Origin of the sequence: Lysobacter ciconiae, assembly GCF_015209725.1 — a bacterium.
Taxonomy (GTDB): Bacteria; Pseudomonadota; Gammaproteobacteria; order Xanthomonadales; family Xanthomonadaceae; genus Novilysobacter; species Novilysobacter ciconiae.
The window spans coordinates 1,267,598-1,281,653 of record NZ_CP063656.1; the positions used below are offsets into that span (position 1 = coordinate 1,267,598).

Below are 14,056 nucleotides of genomic sequence, written 5' to 3' on the forward strand. Positions count from 1 at the left end.
CCACAGGACTACCTGCCATGGCGGAAGGGTGATGAAGTGGTGTGCTAAACGGTTGAACGCGATGAAGTCCAGACGCGGTTCCGTCCCTGGCTGGCTGGATTTGTACCCGAAGGGTAGCCGCCGGGATCAGGGCTGGCCAATTGTCAGTGTAGGAACGGCTTCCGCGCGGTTACCCCGAGCGTGGCCGAGGTTACTTGACGTCGAGCTCCGCGTCGGCGGCGATCGCATCGAGTTGCGCCGCGAAATCAAGCACATTCGCGCGCTGGCCCTCCAGGTCCGCCGCCACGGTGAAGTCGTTGGACTCGATCGCATCCTTCAGCTTGGCAACCCCGCCCAGGTCGATCCCGCCTGCATCCTTCTGGATCTGACCCAGCGAGTCCGCGGCTTCGTGCAAGCGCGTGTTGGCGATGCCGAAATTGCGCTGGTCCAGATCGACGGCCGTGCGGTAGAGGTCCACCCGCGCGCGCATCAGGTAGTTGCGGTTCTGCACTTTCGCCAGGTCGGCCTTGGCCGCGCCCAGGGTCTGGTTGCCCTGTTCGATCTGCTGCTCGTAGTGCACCTTCTGGGTCGCCAACTCCTTGCGGCCCTGGCTCAAGCCGACGTAATACAGCACGCCTGCAATCACGATGAAGACGCCGGCTGTGATGAGCATGGCCGTGGTGGAAACGAGGTGCCCCTGGCGGGGCGGTGGCGTGGTTGTCTCGTTCATGGCATGTCCTGGGGTGGTGTCGATCCGACGTCCGGATCCGGCTTGCGAGGGTACATGGTGCCTGACGTGGCGCCCAAGATGAATGAAAGCTGCGTGCGCGAGGTCATCTGGCCGCGGCTGTCACGACCGGTCGGGCAGGGTGGTTGTCGCTACATCGCGTCCACCAATTGAAGGAGAAACGACATGGTCAATACCAATCGACACCTGTCCGCAACCAGCCTCATCGGTGACGACATCAGGAACCCGCAGGGTGAATCACTCGGCGACCTGAAGGAGCTGATGATCGACCTGGGGTCAGGCTCCATCAGCTACGCCGTCGTCGCCTTCGGCGGGATCATGGGCCTGGGCGAGAAACTTTTTGCCGTGCCGTGGCAATCGCTGCGAGTGGATCATGAGAACAAATGCCTGATCCTGAATGTGCCCAAGGAAAAGCTGAAGGATGCTCCGGGCTTCGACAAGAGCGACTGGCCGGACTTCAGCGACCCGACCTTCAGTGAGCAGATCGGGCGTTACTACCGCCCCGGATGATCGCCGCATTCGAAGGACAAAAGGCCGGTATTTGCCGGCCTTTTGTTGTCGTCGGAGGTAATGGCCGCAGAACCGACCGGCACACCGCGGGGTTCACGCCCGCCCGTCAGCCCAGGTCGACGTCGCCTGCCTTGGCCTTGTAACTTTTCTTGGGGTCGATACCCAGCAGCAGCTTCACCCCAGCGACCATGGTGTGCTCGTTGAGCCACACGTGGGCACTGTCCAGATCCATTCGGACCAGGCGAAGCTTCGGATCGTCCTTGCCCTCGAACCACGCGCCGACAAACGGGTTCCACAGCCGTTCGATCACCGCGCGGTCGTTATCGATCACCACGTTGCCGGAAAACGACGCGAACACCTCGTGGTTCTTGGCCGTCAGGGTGCCCGTCGCGTGTTGCGCCGTGCGGCCTTCCAGCGCGATGCCGAAATCGGTCTGGCTGGATGTGAAGAACCACAGCGGGGAGCGTTCATCCTCCGCGATTCCCGTCATCGGCCTGGGCGGAACCGTATCGGTGGCGAGCATCACCGTCCGGTCGCTCTTGAGCGCCTTCCAGAATTTCTGTTCGAGTTCTTTCGCGTCAGCCATGGGAGATTCCTGTGGGAGGGATCGTCATTGAATCAGGCGGACTGTCAGCGCCGCGAGAACGACGGCGGTGCACCGGAACGCAGGTACACCCGCCCTGAGAACGTCATGAAAAAAGGCAGGAGCTTTGCGGCCCCTGCCTTCCATGCTGCTGCAGCTTGACTGCCGCGCAGGTATTACTCGACCGCGATGGTGCCCTTCATCAGCGCCGAATGGCCCGGGAAGCTGCAGAAGAACTCGTACGGGCCGTTGCCCTTGATCTTGCTCACATCGAAGCTCACCGAAGTGGACTCGCCGCCGCCGATCAGCTTGGTGTGGGCGATGACGCGATCGTCGCCGGACTTGACGTAGTCGTTGTCGATGCCGGCGCCCATGCCGTCAGCGGCGACCTTCTTCATGTCGTCCAGCGTGGTGATCACCACGTTGTGACCCATCGCCGCGACCGGCATCTTGCCGGTGTGCTTCAACGTGATCTTGAACTCGCTGCAGGACGCCGGCACGGTGATGGACTTGACGTTGAACTGCATCGCGTCGTTGCCCTCGATCTCCGTGGCGCAGTCGGTCACCACCGCAGCGCCGCCCGCGGGTGCGGCGGTCGGCGTGGTCGAAGCAGGAGTCGTCTCGGCCGGTGCGGTCTCAGCCGGGGTCGTTGTGGAAGGCGTAGTGGTTGCAGGCGCGGTCGTCGCAGGCGCGGCCGGCGCGGACGGCGGTGATTTGTCGCCGCAGGCGGCCAGCGCCAGCGCGCAGGCGGCAGTCAACAGAGTGATTTTGACGTTCATGGAGAATCTCCGGTGGGGGTGGATGGGTACATGGTTGGCGCGCACGGTGTTGCGTCATGTGAAGGCGCCGGCCACCCGACAGCTTACGCGCCGGTACACGGCCTGCTCAACGGGCACTGATTGCCGAGCCGCGCGACCGTCAGCGGTGGCTCATCTGCAGCGAAATCTGCGAGATCCGCTCAACCACGCGGCCCATCGCTGCGGCGGCCTCGTCGAACAGGTCGCCTTCGGCGTTCGCCATGACGTCCTCAAGCACATCGGCGAGGGCCTCCAGCGGCTTTTGTGCGTCCACCAGCAGATGGCGCGGCGTTTCCCGGTCCGTGCTTCCGCCAACGTCCGGATGCGGTGACGACTTCGCGGGCGCGCCAGTCGGGGTAGTCACCGGCAGCTCAATCGCAGCATTGATCGGCGCATCAGTGGCTGCGGCTTCCGGGGCGGCGGAGATCCAGCGCTCCAGCAACGCCGCACCCGCTTCGTCACCCGCGTGCCTCAGGCGCGGTGCCAGGGCGCGATGAACCGATGCGATCGCCGCTTGGTGGTCGGCCAGGACACGATGGAACGCGTCCAAGGAATCGATTTCCACCGGCGCGGGGCGAACGGCGCGCCGTTCGCGGTGGTAGGCGCGGCGGCGCCACTTGCGCAGCAACGCGGCATGCCGGAGTTCCTCGCCGCCCAGCTTTTCGGCTTCGGCGCGGATCTGCTCATTTTCCGCATGCGCGGCGAGGTAGGCGTAGAAGGAGAACGCGCGTTCCTCGTTCTCGACCGCCAGCGCAAACGCGCGATACGGGGTCAACAACGCGCTCCCGGCAACCTCGTCCCAGGAGCTGGAGAGGTCGGCTGGCAACTGCCAGGCAAAATCCTCGGCCGACACTGACGGCTCGCCGACCGACGTCGCCCACCGATCAACGGCTTTGACGTGGCTCTGCTCCTCCTCCTGCATCACGCGGAACGCTGCAGCGGTCGACAGTTCGCCGCGGCTCTCCATCAGGTCGGCCAGGAAGCCGTAGCGCCGGACCGCCTCGTCCTCGATGGCCTTGGCGATCCCGACCAGGGTGGGCATGTCGACCACGTCGATGTCGGGGTCGTCGCGCAGCAGCGACCGCCGCCGGGCGTGCTCGGCGGCGCCGACGCGGCGCCGGTTGAGCGTGTTCTGGCCGAACGCCAGGGACCCTCGGGTCTTGTTGTCGGTGCGCATTGGAGGTGCCTCGGATATACTCGCCGCGAACGACGCTGTAGCGGAAGGGTGGCTGCGACAGCGCAGATTCAATCATCCCACAAGCATCCCGGGGTTGGATTTTGAGAGATCCCAGAAGCGTGTCCTGGTCCTGGTCGGTCGTCCTTGCCCTTGTGCTGCTCGCCGCCGCTCCCTGGTTTCCGGCCAGCGCCCAGCCCGCGACCTTCGATACATTCGCCAGCCAGGTCTCGCCCGGCGAGGTGGTGCCCGGAGCCGACCGGTTCGGTCCCACCCAGCAGTCTCCGCCCGTAGCGCAGGTGTTCCGCGGCGACCAGCTGGTCGGTTACGCCTACCTGAACTCCCAGTACGTCAACGCGGACGGGTACTCCAGCAAGCCGATCCACATCATGGTCGGGCTGGACACCGCCGGAACCATCGTCGGCATAAAAATGGTGGCGCACAGCGAGCCGATCGTGCTGATCGGCATTCCCGAAAAGCGCGTCATCGATTACATGTCCGCCTTCATCGGCTACAACCCGCTCAAGGCGGCAGCCGATGGCAGCGGTCCGCCAAAGGTCAACCTGGTCAGTGGCGCCACCGTGACGGCACTGGTGATGGGCGAGAGCATCACCCGGTCGGCGGTGCGGGTGGCGCGGCTGCTCGGCTTGGGCGGCGAGGGCGGCGCGGTGAATCAGGCGGCTGGGCGTTCCATCGACACCGGCGCCGGCGAGATCGCCAGCTGGCAGGGTCTGCTGGAGGAGGGCGGCGTCAAGCACCTTCATCTGACGGTGGGCGACGTCAACCGCAAGTTCCTGGAGGGCGGTGATCCCGCCGCGGCGCGGTTCCCGCAGGCGGGCGGGGACAATGACCCGTTCATCGATCTGTACGTGGCGCTGGTTTCGCAGCCGGCGATCGGTCGCAGCCTGCTGGGCGAGAGCGAATACGCCAGCATGCAGCAGATGTTATCCCCAGATCAGCAGGCGATCCTGGTTGCCGGCGACGGCATCTATTCGTTCAAGGGTTCGGGATACGTGCGCGGCGGCATCTTCGACCGTATCGAGCTCGTCCAGGGCGCCGAGACGATCCGCTTCCGCGACCAGTTTCACCGGCGCGTGGGTGCCATCGCCGCGGACGGTGCGCCGCCACTCAAGGAAATCGGCATCTTTGTCATCCCGGAGGGCAGCGAGTTCGATCCGGCGGCACCCTGGCGCCTGCAGTTGCTGGTGCAGCGCTCCACCGGTGCGCTTACCAAGGTCTTCGAGTCCTTTGACCTCCCCTATACGATCCCGGCGCGCTACACACAGTCGGCGGCACCCGCGCCGGGCGAAGGCGCAGCGACTGCGGCAGTCGCCGCTGGCGCCAGCGCGCCCGGAGCGCAGCCTGGGCAGACCGGCCCGGCGGATGCGAGCCAGTGGATGGTCGATGAGGATGATGACGACCCGCTGTGGAAGCGCGTCTGGCAGAGCAAGGTCATTGCCATTGCAATGCTGGGGATCATGCTTGGCGTGCTGACCCTGATATTTTTCTTCCAGGATGCACTGGTCAAGCACGAGAAGCTGTTCGATCGCGTGCGCCTGGCCTATCTGGCGACCACGCTGTTCTGGCTGGGCTGGGTGGCTCAGGCGCAGCTGTCGGTGGTCAACGTACTCACCTTTGCCAGCTCGCTGCGTTCGGGCTTCAACTGGTCCTCGTTCCTGATTGATCCGCTGATCTTCATCCTGTGGTGCTCGGTGGCGGTATCACTGCTGTTCTGGGGACGCGGTGCGTTCTGCGGGTGGCTGTGTCCCTTCGGCGCGTTGCAGGAGCTGAGCAACCGCATCGCCAAGGCGCTCAAGGTGCCGCAGCTGAAGATCCCCTGGGCCATCCACGAACGTCTGTGGCCGATCAAATACATCATCTTCCTGGCGCTGTTTGCGGTGTCGCTGGGGTCGCTTGCGTTCGCCGAGCAACTGGCCGAGGTGGAACCGTTCAAGACGGCGATCATCCTGCACTTCCTGCGCGAGTGGTGGTTCGTGCTGTTCGCGGTCTCGCTGATCGTTGCCGGGCTGTTTGTCGAGCGCTTCTTCTGCCGTTACATGTGCCCGCTGGGCGCCGCGCTGGCGATTCCCGGCCGCATGCGGATGTTCAACTGGCTGAAGCGCTACCGCGAGTGCGGCAACCCGTGCATGCGCTGCTTCAAGGAATGCCCGGTGGAGGCGATCCATCCGGAAGGGCACATAAACCCTAATGAATGCATCCAGTGCCTGCACTGCCAGGTGCTGTACCACAGCGAACAGAAGTGCCCGGTCAAGATCCAGCGCAGACTGAAGCGCGAGAAGCGTGAGGCGTTTGCCCAGCGCATTCCGATTGCCGTTCTGCCGGACAAGGACGGTCCCGAGCCACAACCCGATCCGGCGTCCTGACCCCTCGCCACCTGCATCCATCCCGCTACCGCTTCAAATGGAGAAGACCAACGTGATTGACGACAAGAGCAAACCCAAGCCCGAGCCAGTCGACAAGGCCGGCATGCCCGATTCCGGCCGCCGCGCCGTATTGACGGGCGGCGTCATGGCGTTGACCGCCGGCGTTGCGGCAACCGGGTTCCTGTCCGGCTGTGGTGACAGGACCGCGACTCCAGCCGCCGGTGGCGCGGTTCCCGCCGGTTCGCCGCCTGCGGGCAAGAACGCAACTTCGGATGCCTTCGCCAAGACGCACATCGCTCCGGGCGAGCTGGACGAGTACTACGGCTTCCTCTCCGGCGGTCAGAGCGGGGAGATGCGCATCCTGGGCATCCCGTCGATGCGCGTGCTGATGCGCGTCCCGGTGTTCAACCGCTGCAGCGCAACCGGCTGGGGACAGACCAACGAGAGCCTCAAGATCCTGACCGAAGGGCTCACGCCCGAGACGAAGAAGTATCTGGAAAGCCGCGGCGGCACCTACATCAACGGCGACCTCCATCACCCGCATCTGTCGTTCACCGATGGCGCCCACGACGGCCGTTACCTGTTCATGAACGACAAGGCCAACACCCGCGTCGCGCGCATCCGCTGCGATGTCATGAAGTGCGACAAGATCATCGAGCTGCCCAACCAGCACACCGTGCACGGCCTGCGCCTGCAGAAGTACCCCAAGACGGGATACGTCTTCTGCAACGGCGAGGACGCGGTGCCGATCCCCAACAACGGCATGAACCTGGACGATCCGTCCGAGTACCGCTGCATCTTCACCGCGGTTGACGGCGATACGATGGAGGTGGCCTGGCAGATCATCGTCAGCGGCAACCTGGACAACGTGGACTGCGACTATCAGGGCCTGTACGCGTTCTCCACGTGCTACAACTCCGAGGAAGGCGTGACCCTGGCGGAGATGACCGCAGCCGAGCAGGACTGGGTCACCGTGTTCGACCTCAAGGCGATCGAGGCAGCGGTCAAGGACGGCAAGGCCGAGATGATCAGCGGCGTACCGGTGCTGGACGGCCGCAAGGAAGCCAATTCGCCGTACACGCGCTACATTCCGGTACCGAACAGCCCGCACGGCATCAACACCGCGCCCGACGGCATCCACGTCGTGGTCAACGGCAAGCTCTCGCCGACCTGCACCGTGTTCGACGTGCGCAAGTTCCCTGAGGTCTTTGCCGGCACGATCAAGCCGCGCGACGCCGTCGTGGCCGAGCCCGAACTGGGCCTGGGGCCGCTGCACACGGCGTTTGATGGCCGTGGCAATGCCTACACCACGCTGTTCATCGACAGCCAGATCGTCAAGTGGGACATCGCCAAGGCCGTTGCCAAGTTCAATGGCGAGGATGTCGAGCCGATCATCCAGAAGCTCGACGTGCACTACCAGCCGGGCCACAACCACACCTCGATGGGGGAGAGCAAGGAAGCCGACGGCAAGTGGCTGATGTCCTTGAACAAGTTCTCCAAGGACCGGTTCCTCAACGTCGGGCCGCTGAAGCCCGAGAATGACCAGCTGATCGACATCTCCGGTGACGAGATGATCCTGGTGCACGATGGCCCGTCGTTCGCCGAACCGCACGACCTGGAGATCATCCACCGCTCCAAGATCAACCCGGTCAATGTCTGGGACCGTGGCGACGTAACCTGGGAAGACGCGCGCAAGCAGGCTGAGGCCGACGGTGTCGACCTGGATGCAGCCGCCGACGTGATCCGTGACGGCAACAAGGTCCGCGTCTACATGACCTCGGTAGCGCCGACCTTCAGCCTCACCGATTTCAAGGTCAAGCGTGGCGATGAGGTCACGGTTTACGTGACCAACAAGGACACGGTCGAGGATCTGACCCACGGCTTCACGGTGGTCAACTACGGCGTGGCCATGGAAGTCGCGCCGCAGGCAACCGCGTCGGTCACCTTCACCGCTGATCGCCCCGGCGTGTACTGGTACTACTGCCAGTGGTTCTGCCATGCCCTGCATATGGAAATGAAGGGGCGGATGCTGGTCGAGGCCTAGACGGTTGCCGAGGGAGAGGCGGCCAATGGGCCGGTTCGGGCCATGGCGCCCGTTGGGCTGGGTCGGCTTTCCCGTCAAGGCCGCCGCCGCCGCGCACGCGTTGGCGTGCGTTGCCGTGGCGGCCGGTGCCCTGGTGTGGGCGCCGGCCGGCTACACAGCTGAACTGCGGGTGCAGCCCGGAACGTCGCTGCAGCCGGTTATCGAGGCTGCGGCGTCCGGCGACACCATCCGTCTGGCGGCGGGGCGCCATGCCGGCCCGCTGCTCATCGACCGCACGCTGTCGCTGGTCGGTGAGCCCGGAGCCGTCCTGACGGGGCCCGGTTTGGGCAGCGTGGTGACCGTGACCGCGCCGGAGGTGCAGATCCGCGGGATGGAGATCACCGGCTCCGGGCTGGACGTGCCAGCCATGGATTCGGCGATCCTGGTCAAGGAATCCGCTCCGCGCGCCGACATCCGGGACAACCATCTGGTTGACAACCTGTTCGGCGTCTATCTGCACGGCGCCGCGGGTTCGATCGTGCAGGACAACGTCATCACCGGACGCAAGGACCTTCGCCTGGCGGAGGCCGGCAACGGCGTGTCGATCTGGAACGCCCCTGATGCCAAGGTCATTGGCAACACCATCAGCCATGGCCGCGACGGCATTTTCGTCAAGGTCAGCAAGCACAACACCTTTGAAAACAATACGTTTTCGGACCTGCGCTTTGCGATCCATTACATGTACACCCACGACAGCCGGATCATTGGCAACCGCTCCCGCGGCAACCACGTGGGCTGGGCGATCATGTATTCCGAACGTCTGGAGATTCGCGATAACGTCTCCGACAACGACCGCGACCACGGTCTCATGCTCAATTCAACCAACGCCTCGCAGGTGGTCGGTAACACCGTCCGCGGCGGTGGGGAGAAATGCGTCTTTGTCTACAATGCGAACGTCAACCGGATCGTCGAGAACTGGTTTGAAGGATGCCCCATCGGCATCCACTTCACTGCCGGCTCCGAGGGCAACGTCATGACCGGCAACGCGTTCGTCGCCAACCGGATGCAGGTGAAATACGTGGGTACGCGCTACCTCGACTGGACGTCGGAAGGCCGCGGCAACTACTGGAGCGACAATCCGGCCTACGACCTGGATGGCGACGGCATCGCCGATCGACCGTATCGGCCCAATGACGTGATGGACGAGATCCTGTGGACGCTGCCCCAGGCCAAGGTGCTGGTCAGCAGCCCGGCGGTGCAGATGATCCGCTGGGCACAGGCGCGTTTTCCCGCGCTTTATCCCGGTGGGGTCGTGGACAGCGCGCCACTCATGCGGCCGCCACAGATGACCCGGGCGGACGCGTCATGAGCGCGATTGCCCAGTGGGATGGCGTGACCAAACGCTATGGCAACGTGGTCGCGGTGCGCGATGTGAACCTGGCGCTGCACCCGGGCGAGGCCACCGCGCTGGTGGGTCACAACGGCGCGGGCAAGACCACGCTGATCAAGCTGCTTCTTGGGCTGATCCGGCCCGAGGAAGGCGTCGTGCGCGTGTCGGGCATCGATCCGGCCGGCGCGCAGGGTGCGGAAGCCCGGCGCGCGCTGGGCTTCCTGCCCGAAAATGTCGCCTTCCACGGCGCCATGACCGGCAACGAGTTGATGACCTTCTATGCGGGGCTGAAGGGCCATTCGACAAAGCGCAACCGCGAATTGCTGGCGCTGGTCGGCATCGCCGATGCCGCCGGCCGCCGCGTGTCGACCTATTCCAAGGGCATGCGCCAGCGCCTGGGCATTGCCCAGGCCTTGATCGGCGAGCCCCGCCTGTTGCTGTTCGACGAGCCGACCAGTGGCCTGGATCCGGCGTCGCGGATTGATGTGTTCAACACCATCGACATGCTCCGCGGCAGCGGTGCGACGGTGTTGGTCAGTACCCATGCGCTGGCTGAAGTCGAGAACCGCGTGGACCGGGTCGCGGTCATGCATCGCGGCAATCTCCTGTCGGCAGGCACACTGGAGGACTTGCGCCAGGGCGTGGTGCCGGACGTCGGGCTGCGGGTGCGCGTGCGCAACTGCGAAACGGAACGTCTGCTGGCCGCGCTTCCGCCCGGGATCCAATGTACTGACCGCACCGAGGACACGCTCATGCTCGGCGTGCCGGCCGCGGACAAGATGGCGGCGCTGCGCGCCCTGGCATCGCTGGGCGAGTCGGTGGAGGACATCCGCACCGTGACCCCCGGGCTGGAGGACCTGTACCGGCGGCTGGTCCAGCAGGAGGCGAGCGCGGCATGAACGTCTTCAAGCTCGCAATGCAGGAAATACGGGCCGGATTCCGCAACCGCTGGGTGGTGGCCACCACGCTCCTGCTGGCCGCGCTCGCGCTGTCGCTGGTGTTGCTGGGCAGCGCACCGACCGGCGTCGTCAAGGCCGACCCGCTGGCGGTGGTCGTGGTCAGTCTGGCCAGCCTGACGATCTTCCTTGTGCCGCTGATCGCGCTGCTGTTGTCGTTTGATGCAATCGTGGGCGAGCAGGAGCGCGGGACCCTGATGCTGCTGTTGTCCTACCCCGTTTCGCGATGGGAGGTCATCCTCGGCAAGGCGCTGGGACAGATCTGCATTTTGGCGATCGCCACACTGCTCGGCTATGGGGTCGCGGCCGGCGCGTTGTCGCTCAAGAGCGAAATCGGCGCACCGGCGTGGGGCGCCTTCGCCGGGATGGTGCTGACCTCGATCATGCTCGGGGCCGCGTTCGTATCGATGGGGGTGCTGGCGAGCGCGATCGTGCGCGAGCGCGCCACCGCCGCGGGCCTGGCCGTCGGAATCTGGCTGTTCTTCGTGCTGCTTTACGACACCGCGCTGCTGGGCATCCTGGTCGCCGACCAGGGCAAGCACGTAACCCAGGGCGCGCTGGACCTGGTGCTGCTGCTCAATCCGGCGGACGTCTACCGGATATTCAACATGACCGCGAACGACAGCGTGGCCATCTATAGTGGTCTGGCCGGTCCCGGCAACGCGGCCACCCTGTCCCCGGGCGTGCTGTTTGCGGTGCTGGCCGCCTGGGTCGTGGCGCCGCTGGCGCTGGCCGTGCTGGCCTTCAGGAGGAAATCGGTATGACATTCGGTCGGACAACGTGGGCCGCGATCGGCCTGGCAATCCTGATGTTGGCAGGGTGCAACAAGGCCGCGCCCGACGTGCCGCCGCCGGCGCCCGCCGAGGTCTCCGACGAGGCGACCGGGCATTACTGCGGCATGCTGCTCGCCGATCACGAAGGACCGAAGGGGCAGATCCACCTGGCCAGCCGCGAGGATCCGCTGTGGTTCTCGTCGGTGCGCGACACGATCGCGTTCTTGCGCCTGCCCGAGGAGGCCAAGGATGTTGCCGCCGTCTACGTCAACGACATGGGCAAGGCGCAACACTGGGATCAGCCTGAAGCGGGCACCTGGATCGATGCGAACGCGGCGTGGTTCGTTCTCGACAGCGCGATGCGCGGCGGAATGGGCGCGAACGAAGCGGTGCCATTCTCGACCGAAGCCGCGGCGGAGGCGTTCCGCACCAAGCACGGCGGCAACATCGCCCGCCTCGACGACATTCCCGATGCCTACGTGCTCGGGCCCGTGGACCTCTCATCCCCCATGCCCGGCATGGATGGGCACGAACCCGATCCGGCCGGCCAGGATCGCGCCGCTGACGGCCACGACGTTGAGATGCACGACGCTGACGGCCACGACGCGGCGGAAGCCCACGCGCACCCGACGCATCCTGAGCATTGAGGACATCCCCATGGTGAATCGCCGACGTTTTCTCACGATTGCCGCCACCTGTGCCGCGATGGGTTCGATGCCGGTTCGGCTGGCACTGGCGGGCGGGAACTCGTCGCCGTCGCCGTCGCCCGTCGTCTGGAAGGGCTCGGCGATGGGAGCGCTGGCGTCGATGACGCTGGTCCATCCTGACCGCCCACTTGCACAGGCCATGATCGAGCAGTGCGTGGCCGAAATTGACCGGCTTGAATCGGTGTTCAGCCTGTATCGCCCCGATTCCGCCCTGTCACGCCTCAACGCCACGGGCGTGCTCGCGGAGCCGCCGTCCGAACTGGTCGAGCTCGTGTCCTTCAGCCTTTCCCTGGCGCAGGCGAGCCAGGGTGCCTTCGACCCCACCGTCCAGCCGCTGCTGAGCCTGTACTTTGCGCATTTTGCCAAGCCGGGTGCATCGCCGTCCGGCCCGTCCGCGGACGCCATTGCACAGGCACGCCAACGCATCGGTTTCGCCGATGTCGAAGTGGACCGGCGACGGATCCGCCTGGGAAGGCCAGGAGCGGCCATCACCCTCAACGGCGTGGCGCAGGGGTTTGTCACCGACCGGGTGGCCGACCTGTTGCTGGCCAATGGCTTTGGCAACGTGTTGATTGACCTTGGGGAAGGGCGTGCGCTGGGACGGGGTCCGGATGGACAGCCATGGCGCGCTGCGGTGGCCGACCCGGCCAACCCGGATCGCAGCCTGTTCGAGCTGGCGCTCGGCAGCGATCGGGAACAGAGCCCGGCGCTGGCAACCTCCGGCGGCTACGGCACGCGCTTCGGCACCGATCCCCGGGTCCATCACCTGATGGATCCGCACAGCGGCCGCAGCGCCAACCACTATCGATCCGTTTCCGTCACGGCCCCGCGCGCGACGCTGGCGGACGGGCTTTCCACGACACTGTCCATCGTGCCGCCGGCGAACCGGACCCCGTTGCTCGCAGAGTACCCGCTGGTGCGCGCGTGGTTCGTCGACAAGGCCGGTCGCGTGATCGGGCCTGTTGGCGGGCGGATCGGTCACGCATGACGTGGGCCGAAACGGCAGGAGAAACTGAACCATGAACGCAGAACCGTTCTATCCGATCGGGACGCCCGGAACGCCTTGGGGACCGGCCGAGGTCAACCAGTGGCGCGCGCAGCAGCAGGTCCAACGCAGTTATGCAGAGGACGTGGTGAACAAAATCGAACGGCTGCGCGAGCGGTTCGATGTTGAGCAGTACGGCCAACTGGACTACGGCACCGATCCGTTCCCGCTCTACGCGGTCCGCAGCCGCAACTGGGATGATCAGCTCCCCAGCGTGCTGGTGACCGGCGGCGTGCATGGCTATGAAACCAGCGGCGTCCACGGCGCCCTGCAGTTTCTCGATCGCCATGCCGGTGATTACGCAGGCCGGGTCAACCTGTTGGTGGCACCTTGCGTGAGTCCGTGGGCCTACGAGCGCATCCACCGCTGGAACGTGGATGCGGTGGACCCCAACCGCTCGTTTGTCAGCGACAGCCCGGCGGCCGAGTCGGCGGCGTTGATGAAGCTCGTTGCACCCCTGCGTGACACGCTGCTCGTGCATGTCGACCTGCACGAAACCACCGATACCGACGAGTCCGAATTCCGCCCAGCCCTGGCCGCGCGCGACGGCAAGTCGTCCGAGCCGGGCGAGATTCCCGACGGTTTCTACCTGGTCGGCGACAGCGAGGATCCGCAGCCGCAATTCCAGCAGGCGATCATCGATGCGGTGGCCAAGGTCACCCACATCGCGCCGGCCGATGCCAAGGGGGAGATCATCGGCTCCACGGTGGTGGCGCCGGGCGTGATCAACTATGCGGTGAAATCGCTTGGCCTGTGTGCGGGTGTCAGCAACGCGCGCTATCGCACCACCACCGAGGTGTACCCCGACAGCCCGCGGGCGACGCCGCAGCAGTGCAACGATGCCCAGGTCGCCGCGGTGCGTGCTGCCATTGACTACGCACTGGCCCAGCAGGGTTGAACTGAGTCGCGGTGCAGTCGCCATCGACGGCGCCCGTTACTCGATGACGTCGCGATGACGCCCGCACTGCTCCACTGAGCGCTCTGCCC

At 65.4% G+C, this 14,056-nt stretch carries 13 protein-coding genes; 9 read left to right on the top strand and 4 right to left on the bottom strand.

Annotated elements, in window-relative coordinates; translation table 11 throughout:
• Positions 1-190: 190 nt before the first annotated feature.
• On the bottom strand, positions 191-709 hold the full coding sequence (locus tag INQ41_RS05845; protein ID WP_193986972.1) for a hypothetical protein: 519 nt from the start codon (positions 707-709) through the stop codon (positions 191-193).
• 183 nt (positions 710-892) lie between these two features.
• On the opposite strand from INQ41_RS05845, the gene INQ41_RS05850 reads away from it, so the two are divergent.
• Positions 893-1,237: a PRC-barrel domain-containing protein gene (locus INQ41_RS05850; RefSeq protein ID WP_193986973.1), complete on the top strand. Its 345-nt coding sequence runs from the start codon at positions 893-895 to the stop codon at positions 1,235-1,237.
• 106 nt (positions 1,238-1,343) lie between these two features.
• On the opposite strand, the gene INQ41_RS05855 is transcribed toward INQ41_RS05850, so the two are convergent.
• The 3 genes from INQ41_RS05855 to INQ41_RS05865 all read right to left on the bottom strand — a co-directional run bounded on the left by INQ41_RS05855 (position 1,344) and on the right by INQ41_RS05865 (position 3,794).
• A complete protein-coding gene (locus INQ41_RS05855) occupies positions 1,344-1,823 on the bottom strand; it encodes a pyridoxamine 5'-phosphate oxidase family protein (protein WP_193986974.1) in 480 nt (159 codons plus the stop codon).
• 173 nt (positions 1,824-1,996) lie between these two features.
• Complete coding sequence (azu, locus tag INQ41_RS05860; RefSeq protein WP_193986975.1) at positions 1,997-2,599, bottom strand: azurin; 603 nt, start codon at positions 2,597-2,599, stop codon at positions 1,997-1,999.
• A gap of 139 nt (positions 2,600-2,738) precedes the next feature.
• Entirely contained in the window at positions 2,739-3,794 is a 1,056-nt protein-coding gene (locus INQ41_RS05865) for a ferritin-like domain-containing protein (RefSeq protein WP_193986976.1), read from the bottom strand.
• Positions 3,795-3,913: 119 nt separating this feature from the next.
• On the opposite strand from INQ41_RS05865, the gene INQ41_RS05870 reads away from it, so the two are divergent.
• The 8 genes from INQ41_RS05870 (at position 3,914) to INQ41_RS05905 (ending at position 13,967) form a co-directional block, all read left to right on the top strand.
• On the top strand, positions 3,914-6,175 hold the full coding sequence (locus INQ41_RS05870; RefSeq protein ID WP_193986977.1) for a NosR/NirI family protein: 2,262 nt from the start codon (positions 3,914-3,916) through the stop codon (positions 6,173-6,175).
• A gap of 52 nt (positions 6,176-6,227) precedes the next feature.
• On the top strand, positions 6,228-8,219 hold the full coding sequence (gene nosZ, locus INQ41_RS05875) for a TAT-dependent nitrous-oxide reductase (RefSeq protein WP_228076727.1): 1,992 nt from the start codon (positions 6,228-6,230) through the stop codon (positions 8,217-8,219).
• 25 nt (positions 8,220-8,244) lie between these two features.
• Positions 8,245-9,567 carry a nitrous oxide reductase family maturation protein NosD gene (locus tag INQ41_RS05880; RefSeq protein ID WP_193986978.1) on the top strand — a complete coding sequence of 441 codons (1,323 nt, stop codon included), beginning with the start codon at positions 8,245-8,247 and terminating at the stop codon, positions 9,565-9,567.
• Positions 9,564-10,487, top strand: a complete 924-nt coding sequence (locus INQ41_RS05885) for an ABC transporter ATP-binding protein (RefSeq protein ID WP_193986979.1) — start codon at positions 9,564-9,566, stop codon at positions 10,485-10,487. Before INQ41_RS05880 ends, INQ41_RS05885 begins: the two co-directional genes overlap by 4 nt.
• A complete protein-coding gene (locus tag INQ41_RS05890) occupies positions 10,484-11,308 on the top strand; it encodes an ABC transporter permease (protein ID WP_193986980.1) in 825 nt (274 codons plus the stop codon). The genes INQ41_RS05885 and INQ41_RS05890 overlap by 4 nt, the downstream gene beginning before the upstream one ends.
• Complete coding sequence (locus tag INQ41_RS05895) at positions 11,305-11,964, top strand: nitrous oxide reductase accessory protein NosL (RefSeq protein WP_193986981.1); 660 nt, start codon at positions 11,305-11,307, stop codon at positions 11,962-11,964. The genes INQ41_RS05890 and INQ41_RS05895 overlap by 4 nt, the downstream gene beginning before the upstream one ends.
• A gap of 199 nt (positions 11,965-12,163) precedes the next feature.
• A complete protein-coding gene (locus INQ41_RS05900; RefSeq protein WP_248285369.1) occupies positions 12,164-13,012 on the top strand; it encodes an FAD:protein FMN transferase in 849 nt (282 codons plus the stop codon).
• A 31-nt stretch (positions 13,013-13,043) separates the two neighbouring features.
• The gene (locus tag INQ41_RS05905; protein ID WP_193986982.1) at positions 13,044-13,967 is read left to right on the top strand and encodes a M14 family metallopeptidase; all 924 of its coding nucleotides are present in this window, start codon (positions 13,044-13,046) and stop codon (positions 13,965-13,967) included.
• The last annotated feature ends 89 nt before the right edge of the window (positions 13,968-14,056 follow it).